The organism is Rhodococcus sp. NyZ502 (genome assembly GCF_041464245.1).
GTDB lineage: Bacteria > Actinomycetota > Actinomycetes > Mycobacteriales > Mycobacteriaceae > Rhodococcus_F > Rhodococcus_F qingshengii.
In genome coordinates, this window is record NZ_CP167155.1 from 4,351,959 (window position 1) to 4,370,138 (window position 18,180).

General features: G+C 63.9%; 19 protein-coding genes. 5 read left to right on the forward strand and 14 right to left on the reverse strand.

The genetic code is table 11. The features are described from left to right. Positions 1 to 36 precede the first annotated feature (36 nt). The 7 genes from ACBG85_RS19855 to ACBG85_RS19885 form a co-directional block, all read right to left on the reverse strand. Entirely contained in the window at positions 37 to 1,449 is a 1,413-nt protein-coding gene (locus tag ACBG85_RS19855) for an acyl-CoA synthetase (RefSeq protein ID WP_007726254.1), read from the reverse strand. Between the two features lie 12 nt (positions 1,450 to 1,461). Further along, a complete protein-coding gene (locus ACBG85_RS19860; protein WP_007726255.1) occupies positions 1,462 to 2,142 on the reverse strand; it encodes a hypothetical protein in 681 nt (226 codons plus the stop codon). Positions 2,143 to 2,206: 64 nt separating this feature from the next. After that, a complete protein-coding gene (dapC, locus tag ACBG85_RS19865; protein WP_064689315.1) occupies positions 2,207 to 3,310 on the reverse strand; it encodes a succinyldiaminopimelate transaminase in 1,104 nt (367 codons plus the stop codon). Between the two features lie 5 nt (positions 3,311 to 3,315). After that, entirely contained in the window at positions 3,316 to 3,639 is a 324-nt protein-coding gene (gene fdxA / locus ACBG85_RS19870) for a ferredoxin (RefSeq protein ID WP_003945248.1), read from the reverse strand. Between the two features lie 146 nt (positions 3,640 to 3,785). Beyond that, the gene (locus ACBG85_RS19875) at positions 3,786 to 4,544 is read right to left on the reverse strand and encodes a hypothetical protein (RefSeq protein ID WP_003945247.1); all 759 of its coding nucleotides are present in this window, start codon (positions 4,542 to 4,544) and stop codon (positions 3,786 to 3,788) included. Beyond that, the gene (locus ACBG85_RS19880) at positions 4,544 to 7,102 is read right to left on the reverse strand and encodes a bifunctional FO biosynthesis protein CofGH (protein ID WP_003945208.1); all 2,559 of its coding nucleotides are present in this window, start codon (positions 7,100 to 7,102) and stop codon (positions 4,544 to 4,546) included. Before ACBG85_RS19880 ends, ACBG85_RS19875 begins: the two co-directional genes overlap by 1 nt. A 118-nt stretch (positions 7,103 to 7,220) precedes the next feature. Further along, positions 7,221 to 7,409, reverse strand: a complete 189-nt coding sequence (locus ACBG85_RS19885; RefSeq protein WP_003945217.1) for a hypothetical protein — start codon at positions 7,407 to 7,409, stop codon at positions 7,221 to 7,223. An 82-nt stretch (positions 7,410 to 7,491) separates the two neighbouring features. On the opposite strand from ACBG85_RS19885, the gene ACBG85_RS19890 reads away from it, so the two are divergent. Next, positions 7,492 to 7,995, forward strand: a complete 504-nt coding sequence (locus ACBG85_RS19890; RefSeq protein ID WP_042926352.1) for a PH domain-containing protein — start codon at positions 7,492 to 7,494, stop codon at positions 7,993 to 7,995. Beyond that, positions 7,992 to 9,563: a PH domain-containing protein gene (locus tag ACBG85_RS19895; RefSeq protein ID WP_082931405.1), complete on the forward strand. Its 1,572-nt coding sequence runs from the start codon at positions 7,992 to 7,994 to the stop codon at positions 9,561 to 9,563. Before ACBG85_RS19890 ends, ACBG85_RS19895 begins: the two co-directional genes overlap by 4 nt. Here ACBG85_RS19895 and ACBG85_RS19900 read toward each other — a convergent pair. From ACBG85_RS19900 to typA, 6 genes are all read right to left on the reverse strand, one after another. After that, on the reverse strand, positions 9,523 to 10,368 hold the full coding sequence (locus tag ACBG85_RS19900; protein ID WP_064689314.1) for a uroporphyrinogen-III synthase: 846 nt from the start codon (positions 10,366 to 10,368) through the stop codon (positions 9,523 to 9,525). The genes ACBG85_RS19895 and ACBG85_RS19900 overlap by 41 nt on opposite strands. Positions 10,369 to 10,419: 51 nt before the next feature. Then, a complete protein-coding gene (locus ACBG85_RS19905) occupies positions 10,420 to 10,836 on the reverse strand; it encodes a hypothetical protein (RefSeq protein WP_054782417.1) in 417 nt (138 codons plus the stop codon). A gap of 92 nt (positions 10,837 to 10,928) precedes the next feature. Then, entirely contained in the window at positions 10,929 to 11,087 is a 159-nt protein-coding gene (locus tag ACBG85_RS19910) for a hypothetical protein (protein WP_003945210.1), read from the reverse strand. A gap of 107 nt (positions 11,088 to 11,194) precedes the next feature. Further along, a complete protein-coding gene (mshB, locus tag ACBG85_RS19915) occupies positions 11,195 to 12,079 on the reverse strand; it encodes an N-acetyl-1-D-myo-inositol-2-amino-2-deoxy-alpha-D-glucopyranoside deacetylase (RefSeq protein ID WP_166502498.1) in 885 nt (294 codons plus the stop codon). Next, positions 12,076 to 13,860: an ABC transporter family substrate-binding protein gene (locus tag ACBG85_RS19920; protein ID WP_030536226.1), complete on the reverse strand. Its 1,785-nt coding sequence runs from the start codon at positions 13,858 to 13,860 to the stop codon at positions 12,076 to 12,078. The genes mshB and ACBG85_RS19920 overlap by 4 nt, the downstream gene beginning before the upstream one ends. A gap of 150 nt (positions 13,861 to 14,010) precedes the next feature. Further along, complete coding sequence (gene typA, locus ACBG85_RS19925) at positions 14,011 to 15,918, reverse strand: translational GTPase TypA (protein ID WP_007726276.1); 1,908 nt, start codon at positions 15,916 to 15,918, stop codon at positions 14,011 to 14,013. 324 nt (positions 15,919 to 16,242) lie between these two features. On the opposite strand from typA, the gene ACBG85_RS19930 reads away from it, so the two are divergent. Continuing rightward, a complete protein-coding gene (locus ACBG85_RS19930) occupies positions 16,243 to 16,419 on the forward strand; it encodes a hypothetical protein (protein WP_003945207.1) in 177 nt (58 codons plus the stop codon). On the opposite strand, the gene ACBG85_RS19935 is transcribed toward ACBG85_RS19930, so the two are convergent. Then, positions 16,397 to 16,822: a (deoxy)nucleoside triphosphate pyrophosphohydrolase gene (locus ACBG85_RS19935; protein ID WP_007726279.1), complete on the reverse strand. Its 426-nt coding sequence runs from the start codon at positions 16,820 to 16,822 to the stop codon at positions 16,397 to 16,399. The two genes, ACBG85_RS19930 and ACBG85_RS19935, sit on opposite strands and share 23 nt — an antisense overlap. A 16-nt stretch (positions 16,823 to 16,838) precedes the next feature. Between ACBG85_RS19935 and ACBG85_RS19940 the strand changes: the two genes are divergently transcribed. Beyond that, positions 16,839 to 17,141 (forward strand): 4a-hydroxytetrahydrobiopterin dehydratase, encoded by a 303-nt coding sequence (locus ACBG85_RS19940; RefSeq protein ID WP_003945236.1) that lies wholly within the window; start codon positions 16,839 to 16,841, stop codon positions 17,139 to 17,141. A 271-nt stretch (positions 17,142 to 17,412) separates the two neighbouring features. Next, positions 17,413 to 18,156 (forward strand): hypothetical protein, encoded by a 744-nt coding sequence (locus ACBG85_RS19945; RefSeq protein ID WP_003945233.1) that lies wholly within the window; start codon positions 17,413 to 17,415, stop codon positions 18,154 to 18,156. The last annotated feature ends 24 nt before the right edge of the window (positions 18,157 to 18,180 follow it).

Sequence of the window (18,180 nt, forward strand, 5' to 3'; positions counted from 1 at the left end):
CAAGCGTCGCAGCGACTTTTCAGCAAACCGACCTGCCTAGAGCAGCTCACGCTTCTGAACCTTGCCCATCGCGTTACGTGGCAGAGTCTCGGCAAATCGAACCTCACGGGGACGCTTGTGCGCCGACAACTCCGCCCCGACCAACTCGACCAATTCGGCTTCGGTGACCTCGGGAGTCCCGGGCTTACGGACTACGACGGCGATGATCCGTTGCCCCAGATCGGCGTCGGGGACACCGATCACCGCAACTTCGGACACCGAAGGGTGCCCGAGGATGGCGGTCTCGATCTCGCCGGCGCCGACTCTGAATCCACCGGATTTGATCAAGTCGATGGATTCGCGGCCGACGATTCGGTGGAACCCACCCTCGTCGATGACGGCGACGTCACCGGTCTTGAAGTAGCCGTCCTCCGTCCAGGACTCGGCGGTTGCGTCCGGACGGTTCAAGTAGCCGTCGAAAAGCATCGGCCCACGTACCTGTAGGCCGCCGATACTCTCGCCGTCGTGCGGCACATCGTTGCCCTTCTCGTCACGAAGACGAGTCTCGACTCCGCGCAGCGGCACGCCGACCCACCCCGGGCGTCGCTCGCCGTCGAAACGCGTGCTCAGGGTCAGCATCGTCTCACTCATGCCGTAACGCTCGATGGGCGTCAATCCTGTTCGCTCCCGCAGCTTTTCGAAGACCGGCACGGGAAGCGGCGCACTACCGGAGACCAGAAGTCGGGCACCGGACAACGCGCGGGCAGCTTCTTCGTCTTCGGCGATACGCGACCAGACGGTGGGGACACCGAAGTAGAGGGAGCCTTTGGCCCTTGCGTAGTTTTCCGGCGTCGGCTTGACGGTGTGGATCACCCGGCTGCCGATCCGGAGGGGGCCGAGGATTCCGAGAATCAGTCCGTGCACGTGGAAGAGCGGAAGCCCGTGTACGAGGGTGTCTCGCCACGTCCAGTCCCAGGCCTCGGCGAGCGCGTCGAGCCCGGCTGCGATAGCCGAGCGACTGAGCAGAACGCCCTTCGGTGGGCCGGTAGTTCCGGACGTGTACAGGACGAATGCTGTGGACTGCGGTGCCGGTTCGGGATAGCTGTGCCACGAGCGAGCGTGCAATCGGACGGGAACCACGGGCAGGCCTTCGCAGTGGTCGTCCGTTTCGCCGAGCCACGCCTGGGCACCGGAGTCACGCAGAATGTGCTCTCGCTCAGCCTTCCCCGAGTCCGGCGGGACCGGCACAACGGTGACGCCGGCAATCAACGCCCCGACGACGGCGAGAATCGTTTTTGCTGTGGGAGTTGCCAATACGGCAACCCGATCGGCCTGCGCCACTCGCTCCGCGACCGAGGTCGCGGCACCGAGAATGGCACTCCGCGAGAGAACCGTGTCACCGATCGTCACGGCGTCATCGAGGTCGTCACCGCGGGCAACAGCAAGGGGGTTCAAGGATCTCAGCAGCACCACGACAGCATCTCACAGCGCGGATGGTCGCAAACTTTCTCCTGCCCGACGCGCGTCCATCGAGTGCGGAGGGAACAGCGTCACCAGCGCAGCCCCCAAGAGCGCCCCGGAAAGCACCGCGAATCCGTGTGCGTCGTCGACCGTCACCAATGTTGCGCCGCCGACGACAATCACGACCGTCAGAACAATCTCAGGCATTCGCGGGCGCACCAGAACGCCGATCCCCGCGGCCGCCGCTGCCAGAGCAAGCGTGGCACCGGAGTTGCCTGCGCCGGTCGACGGGAAGACTGCGGTGGTGAGCAAACCGAACAACAGTTGACCGAGCAGGAAGAGAGCCCAGCCACGTGCGGCGCCCCAGAGCCGAAACGCAAGCGGTGCAACCACGGCCAGCGTCGCGAGATTGGTGACAGTTCCTGCGGCCCCTCCGTCCTGAACGAGCACGGAGGTCAGAATGCGCCACCATTGCCCGTCACGAATCAACGCGGGATCACGACGAAACATCTCGAGCAGTCCCGGCATCGCCGCCTGCAAGATGGAAGGCACTGCAACCATCAGCCAGAGGAGAGCTGCCGAGAGTGGGAATTCTCCGAAAACTCGACGACTTTTCAACCACACGAGCATCAGTGCAACCGAGGCAGCAACGACAGCAAAAATCAGTACCGCGTCCAAGCCGCCGGTCCCTGAGGTGGTCACAGCGCGACCTTACATCGGACCGATACCGACATCAGGGAACCTGACACCTGGGAAAGCACACGATTCAGGCGGAGAGGCGCTTTGCTGCCGCGGCGATTCGTTCGTCTGTTGCAGTGAGCGCGATCCGCACGTGCTTGCTCCCGCTCGGTCCGTAGAACTCACCGGGGGCAACGAGGATCCCACGATCGGCGAACCAACTGACCGTCGCTCGACATTCCTCGCCGCGCGTCGCCCAGAGGTACAGACCTGCCTCGGAATTGTCGACGGTGAATCCGGCGCCTCGAACAGCTTCGATCAACACACTACGACGCTCGCGGTACCGCTCGCGCTGGATGTTCTCGTGTTGGTCGTCGCCCAAGGCTGCGGTCATCGCCGCCTGGATCGGTAGCGGCAGAATCATGCCCGCATGCTTGCGCACCTCGAGCAGTTCCGACACCAGAGCCGGATCACCGGTGACGAACCCGGCGCGATAGCTCGCGAGATTGGACGTCTTCGAAAGTGAGTGGACCGCAAGGAAACCGGTCAGATCACCGTCGTTGACACGAGGATCGAGAATGGAGAGCGCATCGGCTTCCCACGTCAATCCGAGGTAGCACTCGTCGGAGACGACGATGGCGCCGCGCTCGCGCGCCCAGGCCACGACCTTCTGCAAGTGCTCGAGGCCGAGCACCTTGCCGGTGGGATTCGAGGGCGAGTTCACGAAGATCATCGCCGCCGACTCGGGACCGAGCTTGTTCAAGCCGTCGGCGCGCAGGACACGAGCACCTGCCAGTTTCGCTGCGACCTCGTACGTCGGGTACGCCAACTCCGGAATGACCACCAGATCGCCGGCTCCGAGACCGAGCAATTTCGGCAGCCACGCGATCATTTCCTTGGTACCGATGGCCGGCAGCACCGCTGCCGGATCGACGTCGGGAATGTTGTAGCGGCGATCCAGTGACTCCGCCACGGCCTCGCGAAGCGCGAGCGTGCCATGAGTCGTCGGGTATCCGGGCACCTCGGCAACAGAGGCCAGAGCCTCCTGAATCACCGGGTCCACCGGATCCACCGGCGTCCCCACGGACAGGTTCACGATGCCGTCGGGATGAGAGTGCGCCTTCGCCGTGACATCGGCGAGCGAATCCCACGGAAAATCAGGAAGCCCAGCGGCCACCGGAGTACGAGACAAGATCTCTATTCCTCACCCATGGGAGGCAGCGCCTTGATGAACGGCGTGTCGTAGTCGACCTTGCCGAGCTTGGCCGCTCCACCCGGCGAGCCGAGATCGTCGAAGAAATCGACGTTGGTGCTGATGTACGCGTTCCACTGGTCCGGGACGTCGTCTTCGTAGAAGATGGCTTCGACGGGACAGACAGGCTCACACGCGCCGCAGTCGACACACTCGTCGGGGTGGATGTAAAGCATGCGTCCACCCTCGTAGATGCAGTCGACAGGGCATTCTTCGATGCACGCCTTGTCCATCACATCTACACACGGTTCAGCAATCGTGTAGGTCACTGCCGATCTCCCTGCCTTCCTGTCGTGCATCGCCGCCGCAACACGCAGTTGCAAGGGGCCGAAAATCCGATACGACTCTCACGTACCGCGGGAACAGCCTATTATCCCCCTGCCGACCGACTCTGAGCAGGCGGGGGTAACACATTTCAGCCTACTGCGGTGATGTTCCTCGACCGAATCGCGATCCACTTCTCCCCCAGAGCGGCCGCGCGTACCAGTGCGCCCCGCTCACCGAGGTAATCCGCCACGACGCCGACCACCGGAATCTTGCCGATGATCTCGTACGGTTTTGTCCGAGACGGCCGCTTGTGCAACTCGTCCGTGATGGCACGAAAAGTCTTGGACGTGCGCCACAACGTTCCGATGAGCGCGAACGGGCGCCAGGTCTCGTCGGCGCCGCCGGCTGATTTCTCGGCGAAGTCCTCTCCGGTGAGAAGCTCTCGAGACTTCGTCTCACGCCGGCACAGCACCGACGCCAGGAGGTCCACCTGCTGATCCCGTTCGGTCACTCCGTGTTCACGGGCAACCGCAACGAGCACAACGGCCTGATTCGCGAAGGCCAGCAGGTCCTGGATCGGCAACCGATTGAGGAGGACGCCGAAGATGCCGGGGAACGCCACGGCAACGGTGTTGAGTGCACCCAACCGGGTCGTCCACCACTTCGAGCGCTGCTCGTCGGTCATCACCGACCACGCCGCCGTCCCGGGGAACTTGACGACGTCGAGGACCCAAGCAGCCGCGTCCAACACCATCGCAGCAGCGTTTCGCTCGGGATCGGTCGGCTCGAACGTCCGACGCTTGATACCGAGCGGATCGCTGTAGGCGAGGTCGAGAACCGGGTTGATCCCCCACACCGCTCGATCGAGAACCTCGACGACCTTGCGGTCCCCCAGTACGTCAGCCATCAGGCAATCGCTCCTTCGCGTCGTGCATGTGTGGTGGTTCGTTCGCGTGCCGGACGTCCGATTCCCTCGGCGATGGCGCGCAGTTCTGCGACGGTCTTCTCGGAACCGTGTTCGGAGCCGGCCATCCGCGAGATCGTCTCCTCCATCAGCGTTCCGCCGAGGTCGTTGGCGCCGCCGTTGAGCATCATCTGCGTTCCGGTGATGCCAAGTTTGACCCAGCTGGTCTGGATATTGGGTATGCGGCCGTGCAGCATGATGCGTGCCAACGCGTGTGCAGCGCGGTTGTCCCGATTGGTCGGCCCTGGCCGGGAAGCGCCCGCCAGGTACAGGGGCGCGCTCTGGTGAACGAACGGCAGCAGCACGAACTCCGTGAATCCGCCTGTACGGTCCTGGATTCCGCGAAGAACGTTCAGGTGCCCGACCCAATGGTGCGGCTGATCGACATGCCCGTACATCATCGTCGAACTCGACCGCAGCCCCACCTCGTGCGCCGTGGTGACCACTTCGATCCATTCCGCCGTCGGCAGTTTGCCCTTGGTGAGGATCCAGCGCACCTCGTCGTCAAGGATCTCCGCTGCCGTACCGGGAATGGTGTCCAGGCCCGCCTCACGAAGGGCCGTCAGCCAATCCCTGATGCTCTCACCACTGCGCGATGCACCGTTCACGATCTCCATCGGAGAGAACGCGTGGACGTGCATCGACGGCACGCGCTTCTTGACGGCCCGGACCAGGTCGGCGTAACCGGTGACGGGAAGTTCCGGATCGATACCGCCCTGCATGCACACCTCGGTTGCGCCGGCGACGTGCGCTTCCCACGCACGGTCGGCGACCTGCTCTGCCGACAGCGTGAACGCGTCGGCGTCACCCTTGCGCTGCGCGAACGCACAGAATCGGCAGCCCGTGTAGCAGATGTTGGTGAAGTTGATGTTCCGGTTCACCACGTAGGTGACGTCCTCGCCGACGGCATCCTTGCGCAGCGCATCCGCCAGTGCCACAACGGCTTCCAGGCCCGGGCCCTCCGCCGTGGCAAGGGCCAGGTACTCGTCGTCGGAACATCCGGCCGGGTCGCGTTCGGCACTGCGGAGCGCAGCCAGCAGATCGGTGTCGACGCGAATCGGAGCACTGAGTTCGAGGACCTGTTCGCGCACGGTCTCCCAGTCGCCGAACGCACTGCCCAGGTCACTGCGGGTCTCGGTGTTGCGCCCGTCCGTGTCGATCTCGGTATTGAGATCGACGCGTCCGCTCGATTCCCACGACTCGTCCGGTTCCTGCCACGGCCGGCCCACCGGCTTGGTGTCGGGCAGGGCGAGGCCGGTCTTGGGATCCGCCAGCGCCTGCACGTGACCCGCAATACGCGGATCGATCCACGGAGCCCCGGCCAGGACATATGCCGGCTGAGCCGCAGTGCGTTCGGTCAGCGTGAAGCCGCCCTCGGCGCTGATCTCGGCCAAGGTCTCGAGATTCGGCCAGGGACGCTCGGGGTTGACGTGATCGGGGGTCAACGGTGATACCCCGCCCCAGTCGTCCACGCCTGCGCCGAGCAGCGCGAGGCACTCGCTGTTCGAGACGAGATTCGGCGGACTCTGAATCCGCATCGTCGGCCCGAGCAGCAGGCGTGCGACGGCGATGGCCGCGAGAAACTCGTCGAGTCCAGCATCAGGCGTATTGCGCATCGCGGTATCGGGCTTGGCCAGGAAATTCTGAATGATCACTTCCTGGATGTGGCCGAACGCCTTCTGCGACTTGCGTATCGCCATGATCGACTCGGCACGTTCGAGGAAGTTCTCCCCGATGCCCACAAGAATTCCCGTGGTGAAGGGGATGTTCAGTCGGCCTGCGTCGGTCAGGGTGCGTAGCCGAACCGCCGGGTCCTTGTCCGGGCTGCCGTAGTGGCACTCACCCTTGTCGGTGAACAGCCGGGTAGCGGTCGTCTCGAGCATCATGCCCATCGACGGCGCAACGGGCTTGAGCCGCGAGAGTTCCTGCCAGCTCATCACACCGGGATTGAGGTGTGGGAGCAGGCCTGTCTCCTCGAGTACCCGGATCGACATCGCTCGCACGTAGTCGAGGGTGGAGTCGTAGCCGCGTTCGTCCAGCCATTGCTTGGCTTCCGGCCAGCGAGCCTCGGGGCGATCCCCCAGCGTGAACAACGCTTCCTTGCAGCCCAATTCGGCGCCTGCCCTGGCAATGTCCAAAACCTCGTCCGGTTCCAGGAACATGCCGTGCCCAGCGGCACGCAGCTTCCCTGGCACCGTGACGAATGTGCAGTAGTGGCACTTGTCCTGGCACAGACGGGTCAGCGGAATGAAAACTTTCCGCGAATACGTCACGGTGTTCGGCCGACCCGCTGCCAGCAGACCGGCATCGCGAACCTTGGCCGCCGAAGAACACAGATCGGTCAGATCGGTTCCCCGTGCCTGCAGCAGCGTTGCCGCCTCGTCGACGTTCAGGGTCGCTCCGTCGCGTGCACGACGGAGAACTCGCCGCATCGCCGACGCTGACGGGCCGGGCGACGGACTGGACGAGGCGGACGCGGAAATACCTGGCATCGGAAGCATGGTGGGTTTGCCGGAGTCATCACCAGTTCGGTTCACCTAGCGATCATGCGCCATGTGGGACGACTAGTGCCACCCGGTGCCAGAAGTAGGAGGCCTCACCGCCCCGACACCGCCTCGATCACGACGGCCGGTAGTCGTCGTCGACCGCAACCTCGACTCGTTGATCCACGACGTCAGCCACTGGCGCGTCGAGCGGAATGTCGGTCAGATCGGGTTCTTCAGGGGCGTTCGGATCTACGGGTGTCGATTGTTCGAGCGCATCTGATTCCGGAGCCTCCGGGTCGAATGTCGCATCTTGTTCGGTCATCACGTGCTCCCTTCGCGGTCGCCACACTCCACGATAGGGCCGATGTCGACAGATCGCCCCTCACTCGACCAAAGTAGTGCCCATGACTGCGCCGCAACCGCTGACCATGGCCGACCCGTTATGGCGACCCAGCACCAAAGCCCCGAGGCTGTGGGCAATCACTGCCTCACTGTTCTGGGTACCCGTCATCGTCGCCGAAATCGTCTGTGCCGTCTTGGTACCCGGAATCCCGTCCTGGGTGGTCGGCACCGTATTCGCAGTCACCGTGCTCTTCGCTGCCACCTACATTCTGATGGTCCCGGCGTGGCGGTATCGCGTCCACCGATGGGAGATCAGTGACACCGCGGTGTACACACGCACCGGCTGGTTCACCCAGGAGCGACGCATCGCACCGATCTCGCGCGTGCAGACCGTGGACACCGAGCGCGGACCGATCGACCGCATGTTGGGTCTGGCAACCGTCACGGTCACGACAGCGTCGTCGGCCGGGGCCGTGAAGATCTCCGCACTCGACCAGGAAGTCGCCGACCGCACGGTGGCTCAACTGACGGAGATCGCGGGTACCAACGTGGGAGACGCGACGTGAACGAGAAACAGTTGGGCGACCCGACCGCGATCGAGATCCCGGTAGAGGCGGAAACGGCAGCTGCCGAGGCCGCGGAAGAGGAACAGCCCTGGCTCCGCCTCGACCGACGCATGCTTCTGGTCCACCCCGTCAACGAAGTCGTCAAACTGCTCCCGGTCCTACTCGTCTCCGTAGTTCTCGGCAGCCAATCCGGAAACCACTGGTGGGGACTCGGCGTCGTCACTCTGCTCGTCATCTTCGGTTTGTTGCGGTATTTCACCACCACGTACCGAATCGGACCCGTCCACGTTCAACTGCGCACCGGGGTCTTCCAGAAAAAGCTGCTCTCCGTCCCGCGTAGCCGCATCCGATCCGTCGACGTCGAGGCCGGGGTCATGCACCGGTTGCTCGGACTGTCGATCGTGCGCATCGGTACCGGCCAGCGCGCCGGGAGCGGCCACGATTCGAACAAGTTCGAGCTCAACGCCCTGTCGACCGCCCTGGTTCCGGACCTACGCGCCGCACTGTTGGCCGGCGCCCAGCAAGCACGGCGACTGGAAACCCCGGGCACGCCGGTCGAAAGCATCACCGAACCGGTCGACACCGAAATCGGTCACTGGGAACCGAGTTGGGTTCGCTACGCCCCCTTTTCGTTCACCGGAATCGCCATCATCGCAGCCATCATCGGCATCTCGTTCCAATACGGCATCGGCACTGCCGTCGCGAAATCCTCGGCAGTGAGCGACAGCTTCGACTCCCTCGAGAGCCTCGGCATCGCACTGATGGTCGTCATCGCACTCGTCGTGCTGCTGGTGCTGTCGAGTGCACTCGCCTGCGTCCAGTACCTGATCGCGTTCGGCAACATGAAACTCACCGACAACGGCCGCATCCTGCATGTCAGTCACGGCCTGTTGAAGACTCGGCAAACCACACTCGACCGCGCCCGCCTCCGCGGCACGACGCTCAAGGAACCGCTCCTGCTGCGATTGGCCCGCGGCGCGCGGCTCGACGCCATCATGACCGGGGTCAGCGCCGAGAAGAAGGAATCTTCGCTACTGCTCCCGCAGGGACCGCGCAGGGAAGCCGAGCGAGTGATGGCCACCGTGATCGGTGACTCACGCCAGGCGTCCGCCCCGCTGATCCCGCACGGCCCGGCCGCGCGGCGTCGCCGGTACACCCGAGCACTGTTCCTCGCCGCGGTGGCGTTCCTGGTCTGTGTGGCGTGCGCGGCTTCTGGACTCGATGTACCGATCTACGCGTGGTTCGGGGTCGCCGTACTCGCCATCGGTGGCACCGCCCTCGCCTACGACCGATACAACGGCCTCGGCCACGCAGTACTACCCGGATGGTTGATCACCCGAAACGGCTCGCTCGATCGCCAGCGTCACAGTCTCGAATCCGAAGGTGTCATCGGATGGACGGTGCGCGAGACGTTCTTCCAACGACGCGCGGGAGTGGCAACCGTCGTCGCCGCGACGCCCGCCGGCACCGGAAGCTACGAGGTGATCGATCTCCCCGCCGAGAACGCGTGGGCATTGATCGAAGCCGTCACTCCGGGCGGTGGCGACGTGTGGGCAGGTCGTCGATGATGAGCCGCGCCAGCGAACCGAGACGCGATCGCTCCGGCTGGATGGTCGGAACACCGAGGAGTTCCAGCGGGGCGGCCGTCACCGGTCCGACGCAGTAGGTCGGTACCGGTCCGCGCATAGCTGCGACGAACCGCTCCAGCTCGCCCATTTCTTTTGCCGTGCTGAGCATCGAGGAGACCGCGGGGGCACTGGTGAAGGTCAGCGCGTCGATCGCACCGGAACGAACTGCAGCGACCAACGCGCGGACCGGCGACTGATCCGGCGGCCGGATCCACCGATAGACCGATACCGGAGTGACAACCGCGCCGATGTCGGCGAGGGAGGCGCTCAGGTCCGTCAACGGCTCCCATTCGGTGATGGTGCCGTGCAACTGGACTGCGATGCGCAAGCCTGCCACTCCCTCGCTTCCGAGATGTGCCAGAACTTCCTCGGACGACTCACCCGAAGGCGACCATTCCTCGCGCAGTCCGGCGCCTCGGATGGCACCCGTCGCCTTGGGGCCGCGGGCGATGATGCGCGTGTGGGCGAGAGCCCCGAGGAACTCCTCGGTCAAACCCCACGAGGCGACGGCGTCGAGCCAACCCCTGAAGCCGATCCCGGTACTGATCACGACCAATTCCGGAGGATCGGCAATCAAAGCGGACGTCTGAGTCCTCAGGTCTCGATCGTCCACCAACGGCAGCACATGGATCACCGGTGTCCGCACGATCTCCGCGCCTCGACGTTCGAGGAGCGTCGCAAATTCTTCGGCACGCCGTTCTGCGGTCAAGGCGATAGTCGCACCCGCCAAATCATGTTCAGCCACAGGCTGAGTGTCCCTTATGCACGGGTCAGTTTCCTATGCGCGCGCCGAGAACTATTGCGAGCTGAGGGTGGCGAGTCTGTTGATCGCCACTTTGAAGAGGAAAACGGCGGCCGGAGCGATCGCACCGACCAGCAGCAGGAAGGTCAGAGGGGACGAAAGCACGAGTACGTCGCCGCCGGGGCCGCCCACCATGCACACCAAGAACCCGACGATCCAACCGGCGAGCGGCAATGCGGCCCTACCCGGCGTCGTAACCGTGCGGGCGGCGATCACCAATACGAGGTTCGCGGTTGCGGCTACGAGAATGCTGATGGGAAATGCCGTCGTACCGAGATGAGTCGGCAAGAACAGGACGGACAACACCGCGCACAAGAACCCGTCGAAAATCAGGACGCCGAGGATGACAGGGTCGAGCCACGACAGCGACGTTCCTGTCGAGGCGTCCGTGTTGTTCTCGACGCTCGTCATGGTTTTGATAGTGGTCTATCGGTCGTCATCGCGCGAGCGCGGGGTCCCTCCCGACAAGCACCCCGGCTCGCGCCCGAAAAGCACGAAGCTGATCAGGGAACCGGCGGGAACCCGAGCAGAGTCAGCAAATGACTCTGCTGATCTGCGAATGCGTAGAGCGACCCGTAATACAAGTCGTGGTAATAACCAGCCATCGGACGCAACGAATCGACGAAGGCGACGATCTGGTTCTGCAGGTCCCAGTTGTACATTTCTTCAGCCCCCAGGCTTTGCTGTTACCGAAAGGACCACCCATCCGGTGACACGCATCACACACCACTACGGCGTCGATCACAATGCCTGAGAGCCGACGCCCAGGTCAGCTGTGCAGCCCGCCGAACAGATCGCGCTCGCGGCCGTCCTCACCCACCGGACCGAGCGCGCCGGCGGCCAACACGAAATGCTCGACCGTCAGGATCGGTTGGACCACGTTGTTCGACAATGCGAACTCGGCTCGGCTCGGGGCTACCGTCACCTGAGTGGCGTGGGCGCTCAATGCCCTCGCCTTCGCATCGATGACGCCTCGAACGTCGATTGCCGTCGTCACGTCTGCGTCCTCGACACTCGGCAATTCCCCGGGCTCGGGCAGACGCCAGTTCTCCGGGAACTCGGAAATCGCCGCGATGCCGCGTTCGAGTCCGCTGCGCTCGGTCACGGTCCAGTAGAACTTCGGAGTCGACCACGGCTCGCCGGTCTCGGGATACGCGGTCGTTCCTGCAGCTTCGACCGCCGCTGTCGTGATCGCGTGCGCCTGGATGTGATCCGGGTGCCCGTAGCCGCCGTTGGGGTCGTACGTGATCACGACGTGCGGCCGAATCTCACGAATGACGGCGACCACCGCGCCAACTGCTTCGTTGAGTCGAGCATTGACAAAAGCACGGGGATTGGCGGCCGAAGGTGTGCCGATCATTCCGGAGTCGCGATACCGACCGGCACCGGCGAGGAAGCGAGGAGCGGCACTGCCCAAAGCCGACAAAGCAGCGCTCAGTTCCGCGATCCGGTAGCCACCGAGTTGATCGGCCTCGGAAGCCACGAGCCCGGCCCACGCATCACCGATCACTTCGCCTTCCTCCCCCAACGTGCAGGTGAGGACTGTGACCTCGACGCCTTCGGACGCGTATCGCGCGATGGTGCCACCGGTGGTGATCGTTTCGTCGTCCGGATGTGCGTGTACCAACAGAAGTCGCTTCGCCGACGCGGTCACTTTTCCACCCTCACCCAGTCCGTAGCGTTTCCGAATATCCCCACCTGCACCGGCCCGTCGAGGACCACGCCCTCGACTCCGGTCCCGACCGCGACCAGCGCTCGGCTCTGCACGATCGGCAAAACCGCCGCAAGATCCCACAGCTTGGGTTCCGCATCGGCGATCAACGACCCCAGATCCCCGATGCCACTGAGCGCTTCGTCGATCCGACCTTGCAACGCCGGATCACACAGCCCGGACAGGTTGCTCGGAGCCTCGACGCTTGTCGTTCGGATGGGCTCCGGTGTCTGCGACGGCGTCGGTGCGGGCACTGCCGAACTTGTTGCCGGAGTGGAAGGTGCGCTCGGGCAACTGAACCGCGAGGCCAGCGAAGTGGCCGTGTCGGCGCCTGCCCGGCTCCAACCGACGATCATGTCGACGCGTCCTGTCGTCAGGTCCTCGCCGTAGAGTTCCTCCGGCGCCACCGATTCGACGGTCGCCAGGATTCCCACGTCACGCAATTCGTCGGCAGCGGTGTTTGCCACGGCGATCGCGATGTCGTCGTTTTCGGGAGCGCCGATCAGCAGCGTCAACTGGGCGCCGTCACGGACGATCGATCCGACCGTTCCAGTGCCCGTGACGATTCCGGTGGGCGGTGCCGTCAGGTAGCCGGCTGCGGTCAGCTCGCCCAGCGCCTGCTCCCTGGTCGGTTTCGGCGGCGCGGTGGGCGCATATCCCGGATCCGACGGAGCGAGGATCTGAGCTTTCACCGGGGCCGACGCCGATTCACTCCCTGCCGCCACCACGGCGAGCAGGTCCGGATCGAGCAGTCCCAGAACACCTTTACGCACCCGAACATCCGCGAAGTTCTTGCTTCGCCCGTTCACGTTGATGTCGAGAGTGCGCGGAACGTAGGAGAATGCCGTCCTGACACCCGGGATTGCAGACAGCTGAATATCCGTGGCACTACCCGAATGAACCTGCGCCACTTGGGCATCGTCGGTACGCAGCGCATCCGCCAACTGTGCAGCCGTTCCTCCGCGTCGCAGAACTATCTGATCCGGGTCTGAAGGCTTGCCCCAGAATCGGTCGTTGCGTTCGAGCACGATTTCGTCCCGGCCGCGGTCGACCGAGCGCACGTGAAAGTGGGCTCCCGACACCGGAATCCCCTCACTCAGGCCGGTGCTGAAACCGCCGGGAGTGTCCTTGATCAGGTGGGACGGAAGAATATCGGTGAACAACTCTCGCCATGCCGGATACGGCGCACGCATCACGACGTTGACCGTTTTGCCGCCGCCGGACGAGTTCACGTCGTCGATCATCTGATAGCCCGCGGGATTGACCACTCCGGGAACCGAGATCATCTGCTGCCACAGGTAGCGAAAGTCTTCTGCCGCAATGGGAGCGCCGTCCGACCATTGGGCTTCGTTGCGCAGTTGGTAGCGAATCGTGAACGGGGCCTCCGACGTCACTTCAGCGGAAACGAGGAAAGAATCGTCGATCGCCCACTCCGTCGCGCCAGGTTGTGTGGGCGAATTGATCGGGCGAAACGCACTGGGCAGTACGAGGTTGCCGACTGCGGAGTTGACCGGCGACTGATCCGCGAGCAGGTGCGGGTTGAATCCGCCTCCCACCTCGTCGATTGCCACAGTGACCTGCTTCATCGCCGGAACGACCGGAGTCGGTGTGGGCTTGACGGTTTCGGTGCTCTCGACCGGAGGCGGCGGATCGGCTGTACATGCAGTCAGTGACAACGCCGTCACTGCCACTGCCAACGCCAGGTAGCGACGTCCTGAGGCCACAGACAATTCCTTCCGTACGGGGCCGCGTCGCCCCTTCGCACTCGATTTCCAGGCAGAACTTTGCCCGGAAACCATGAAGGCGAATGTACCTTTCCGCCGAAAACTCGGCTGAAAGGCACATCCGCCTGTCAGGTTGTAACCGACGAAAGACTACAGAGCAGCCTTGTCGCGTGCCTTGCTACGTGAACGCTCGCGAGCGCGCTCGGTTGCGTTGAGGTGCACCTTGCGGACGCGAACGTCCTCCGGGGTGACCTCGACGCACTCGTCGCTGGAGCAGAACTCCATCGCTGCTTCGAGTTCGAGCTTGATCGGCTTTGCGAGGGTCTCCATCACGTCTGCGGACGACTGACGCATGTTGGTCAGCTTCTTCTCGCGAGTGACGTTGATGTCGAGGTCTTCCTGACGCGGGTTGATACCGACGACGTGTCCCTCGTAGGTGTCTGCGCCGGGCTCGACGAAGAAGGTTCCACGGTCGGCCAACTGGATCATGGCGAACGGCGTCACCGTGCCGGAGCGGTCCGAGACGAGCGAGCCGGTGTGGCGCGCACGGATCTCGCCGGCCCACGGGCCGTATCCGTCGAACACGGCATTGGCGATACCGGTTCCGCGGGTTTCCGTGAGGAAGTCCGTGCGGAAGCCGATGAGGCCACGCGAAGGAACGATGAACTCCATGCGAACCCAGCCTGCGCCGTGGTTCGACATCTGGACCATCTTGCCCTTGCGGTTGGCCAGGAGCTGCGTGATGGCGCCGAGGTACTCCTCGGGGCTGTCGATGGTCAGCTCTTCGAAAGGCTCGTGAACCTTGCCGTCGACGAGCTGCGTGACAACCTGCGGCTTACCGACGGTGAGTTCGAAGCCCTCACGACGCATCTGTTCGACGAGGATGGCGAGCGCGAGCTCTCCACGACCCTGGACCTCCCACGCATCGGGGCGACCGATGTCGAGGACCTTGAGCGAGACGTTACCGACGAGCTCCTGGTCCAGGCGGGACTTGACCATGCGTGCAGTCAGCTTGTGACCCTTGACGCGACCGACGAGCGGTGACGTGTTGGTGCCGATCGTGACCGAGATTGCCGGCTGGTCGACGGTGATGCGGGGCAGTGCGACCGGGTTCTCCAGATCAGCGAGGGTGTCGCCGATCATGATGTCCGGGAATCCTGCGACGGCGCAGATGTCACCGGCGACGGCGACCTCACCGGGAACGCGCTCGACACCGATGGTCGTGAGGAGTTCGGTGATCTTGGTCTTCGTGACGACGGGCTCGCCGTCGACCTCGCGGCACCAGGACACGGTCTGGCCCTTGCGCAGCTCGCCGTTGTGGATGCGAACGAGTGCGAGGCGACCGAGGAATGCGGATGCGTCGAGGTTGGTGACGTGAGCCTGCAGCGGTGCGTCGACCGAGCCCTTCGGCGCGGGGACGTACTCCATCAGCACCTGGAAGAGTGCGGTGAGGTCCTCGGCGTCGGGAGCCTTGCCGTTCTCGGGCTGCACGGTCGATGCCTTGCCTTCGCGACCGGACGCGTAGAGGACGGGAAGTTCGAGTGCGAGCTCAGCGGCTTCGGCGGCCTCGTCGGACAGGTCCGATGCGAGGTCGAGGAGCAGGTCCTGAGCCTCGGTGACAACCTCTTCGATGCGGGCGTCGGGGCGGTCCGTCTTGTTGACGACCAGGATGACGGGCAGCGAAGCGGCGAGTGCCTTGCGCAGCACGAAACGCGTCTGCGGCAGGGGTCCCTCGGAAGCATCGACGAGCAGGACGACGCCGTCGACCATGGACAGGCCGCGCTCGACCTCGCCACCGAAGTCGGCGTGGCCGGGGGTGTCGATGACGTTGATGACGGTGATGGAACCGTCTTCGTTGACCTTATGTACTGCGGTGTTCTTCGCGAGAATGGTGATGCCCTTCTCGCGTTCGAGGTCGCCGGAGTCCATAACGCGATCGACCAGCTCGGCGCGCTCCTCGAACGCGCCGGACTGACGAAGCATGGCGTCGACGAGGGTGGTCTTGCCGTGGTCGACGTGTGCGACGATGGCAACGTTACGGAAGCTGGTGATGGTCACGCGATGGCTCTCCTGGCTGAGTTGATTCGGCCACGCGAAAGTCAAGTCGCACGGCTCTTCTGGTGGCCGCTGCACGAGTGTGTGATCCGAATCAGGGCACGAATCGCCTGAGAAGGCACCGCGGCCTAGTAAATACTACTCGCTCCGGGCTGATACTCCTGCATTGTGCGGCCTCTATCACCGCCCCCACCAGCGAATAGTGATCTGCACCACGCCGATGCGCGTAGGATTACGACCTGGAGAAACAGGTCATTTAAGGGTACGCTAACCTCGTTCCAAGAGCGGGCTCTCCGCCGTAGTGAAACAGGAAAGCCGCAGCGTCACATGGGAAAAGTCAAGGCAAGCAAGGTCTCGCAGCTCAAGCCGAAGAAGAAGTGCTGCCGCAAGAAGACGCGGTGCATCAAGTGTCCCGTCGTCATCATGCGGATGAAGAAGCTCGAGAACGAGGGCGCATCCAAGAAGGAACTGAAAGCGGGTCTCAAGAAGGCTCGTGCGGCGTAAGCGCGCTCAATTCCGCGAGTAACTCGGGGATCCAGGCTCGATCGTTGTCCACCAGATCCATCGACAACAGTTCTTCGGCGTCGACCCATGTCAATTGAGCATGGTCGAGCGCGACCGGTTCTCCCGACACCAACTCCGCCCGGTAGGCCCGCAGGACCAACCCAGGCGACAGTGGCACGTCGACGCCGATTCTGGCGCCGCATCTCACCTCGACCGCCAGTTCCTCGAGCAGCTCCCGCGCCAACGCGTTCTGTGGCGATTCGAATTCTTCGACCTTCCCGCCCGGCAGCTCCCAACGACCGGCCAAAGCCGGCGGACTCGTCCGCTGCGCGAGGAGCAGCCTTCCCTCGCGGAAGATCGCACCGGCGACAACTTCCCGATCCCTTGCAGGTGCATCACTCATCGCACCATGATGGAGTATGGCCACTTTGTTGTCCGACTCCGCGATCCAAAACGCTCTCGACGAACTGCCCGCCTGGCAACTGTCGCCAGGGTCGATCACTCGCACGGTCGACTCCGCGACATTCCCGGACGCCATCGCGCTTCTTCAACGCATCGCGGCAGTCGCCGAGGCCGCGGATCATCATCCCGACATCGACGTTCGCTGGCGAAAGGTCACGTACACGCTTTCGACACACTCGGCGGGCGGTCTCACGGAACTGGACTTCGACCTTGCCCGTCGAATTGACGTACTCGTCGACGATTCGGTCCGTTTCGACTGATCTTCGAGTGAACAAACCTCGCAATCTGACGTAACAGTTGCATCAACTTTCACATAGATCACTTCAGTCACAGGTATGGTCGCCGTAAATCACGATCGAGGCCGGTCATGCCATAGACTCCCCCCGGTGCGTAGCTGCTCAGCAACTGAACAGCTGTACAACCCGGGGGCTCTGTACATAGAGTGACCCCTCGAGCCGTCAAACGCGGAGCTCGCCTAGGCGCCCGCGCGGTATGACTAAGGATGGGGAAACAGTGCTTCGAACCCGAGGTATGCGAAAGGCGTTCACCGCCGTCGCTATTGCCGCAGTAGCAGGACTGGCATTGCCGGCACAGGCAATGGCCGATCCGGCAGCACCGCCCGCACCCGAAAGTGTGCCGATCGAGTTCCTCGCATCGTTTGCGCCCGCCATCATCGGCGCCGCCGCAGGTCCGGCCGATGTTGCAGGCGGACCGCAGCAAGCGTTGCTCGACCAGGCTCGCGCGATCCTGAACTCCCCCGGCATTCCGCCCGAGATCAAGGCCACCCTCGAGAAGGTCATCACCTTCCTCGACGGCAGCGGCGGCGGCGGACCGGCGATCCCGGACGAGAACGCCCCCGTCATCGCGCAGTTCCTCTACCCGACGCTTGGCAAGGGCTGCATCTCGGCCACCGCCGATTCGGTCGGAACCGCACTTGCCGTTCCCGGCCCGGCTCACCTGCCTCCTCCCGGTCCCGCTGCCGGTCAGGCCGGATTCGTCTTCACCGCTCTCGGTACGGCTCCCGCCGTCGACGACCAGCCGGTGCCGATGACCGTCACCTGGGTCAACATCGACAACCAGCGCAGCGCCACCCAGAACTTGACCAACGCCGCACGCATCAACCCGGACGGCCCAGCCACTCTGTCGGCTATCGCCGATACCGGCCCCGGACGCGTTCTCTCGGTGATCAGCGGTTCGCTGACCACCCAGCCGGAAGGCGCAGATCGCATCACCTGCAGCTTCCTTCCGACCGTGGGCATGTTCGCGGTAGCTTGATCGAAGTCTTGTGAAAGGGACCCA